The following is a 1,451-nucleotide window of genomic DNA, read 5'->3' on the forward strand; positions in this document are numbered from 1 at the left end:
CGGGCGGGCCCCGCGGGGCACCGGCGCCGGGGCCCGCCGGCGGGGGGGGGCCCCCCCCCGCCCCCGGGGGGGGCCCCCCCCCCCGGCCCGGCCCCCCCGGGGGGGGGGGGGCCCCCCCCCCCCCCCCCCCCCCCACGTCGGGGGTCAGCCGATGAGCGTCGCGACCAGGTCACCCTGGCGGCGGCGCGCGCCCGGATCCTGCCGGGCTGAGACCTGCCCCACCGTGAACCCGTGCGGGCCGAGGAGCCCCTCGAGAGCCTCGGCGGACCAGTAGTAGGCGGTGTGCACCGCATGGTCGAACGCCTCGCCGGGCTCGCCGTCGAAGAATCCGATCATCACCGAACCGCCCGGGGTGAGCACGCGGGCGAGCTCGGCCAGGATCGCGGGCAGGTCCGCGGGTGGCGTGTGGATGATCGAGTACCACGCCAGGATCCCGCCTACCGAGCCGTCGCTGAGGGGGATCGCCGCGAGGTCGGCTCGCTGGAAGTCGACGTCTGGATACCGCGCCCGTGCGGCGGCGACGAACTCGGCGGAGGCATCCAGGCCGAGCACCTCGCGTAGGCCGCGCGCGGTGAGCTCCTGGCTCCAGAGACCGGGGCCGCAGCCGGCGTCCAGGAGCCGGCCGGTTGTGCTGTCTCGCCAGGTGGTGATCGTGTCGTGGTCGCGCTCGGCGAGCTTGTCGATCGTTCCGAACAGGTCGATGTACTCGGCTGCGCGGCGGTCATAGGCTGCGCCGATCTCGGTGGTTGGCATCGGGGGTCGAGGGTAGTGGGTTCGGCGGCTCGCTGGCCGCCTTCGTGTGGGTTGGGTGGATGTGTGTCCGTTGGTCTCGGGTCTGGGTTCCAGCGCGGGTGGGGCCAATACGTGGCTTGGGTTGGGAGATTTAGAAGCCAGGGTGTCTGGGTTGGGTGGCATTTGGCTCTCTTGCGGGCTTCCGGCAGCGGTCTGGCTTTGGTTCGGGATATCTGTCCCTGATTGGGTTCGCTTGGTTTGCTTGGTGTGGTAGGCTCGGCGCAGGCGTAAACGTGATGGCCGACCACCTCGAACGAGGCGTGCCCCATCCACCCGAGACACAACGGGTGTGGGGTAATCCAGGGGAACCAGGGGCGTGAACGCCGAGCTGCGAGGGTAAGTGATAGCCCGTACTCCGGGCCTCCGAGACCAGCGAACCAATCGGGATTCTGCACAGGCAGAACCCCGTCGAGTTCGTACGTCGGGAGGTGACCGGTTCGATGACCACGCTGCAGCAACCCCAGCATCCTGTGCTGACGGCGGTGGTCGCGATCACTGCGTCGCTCGATGGAGTCGCGGACGCGAATCCGACGTTCATCGCCACCGAGCAGAAGGCCGCCACCCTGCTCGAGATCGCCCGTGCCAAGGCACAGCTGGCCGAGCTCGAGCTGCGGGTGATCGCCACCGCCGAGGACGTGGCCGCGGACAGTGCTGCCCGG

At 70.8% G+C, this 1,451-nt stretch carries 1 protein-coding gene and 1 pseudogene; one reads left to right on the forward strand and one right to left on the reverse strand.

Annotation, left to right across the window (positions count from 1 at the left end; genetic code table 11):
* Nucleotides 1-144: 144 nt before the first annotated feature.
* The gene (locus ACZ6WN_RS18555; protein WP_465866598.1) at nucleotides 145-753 is read right to left on the reverse strand and encodes a class I SAM-dependent methyltransferase; all 609 of its coding nucleotides are present in this window, start codon (nucleotides 751-753) and stop codon (nucleotides 145-147) included.
* A gap of 479 nt (nucleotides 754-1,232) precedes the next feature.
* Here ACZ6WN_RS18555 and ACZ6WN_RS18560 point away from each other — a divergent pair.
* A pseudogene (locus tag ACZ6WN_RS18560) lies at nucleotides 1,233-1,451 on the forward strand (hypothetical protein); the annotation flags it as partial.

The sequence above is a fragment of the Nocardioides sp. NPDC054178 genome (assembly GCF_055585005.1).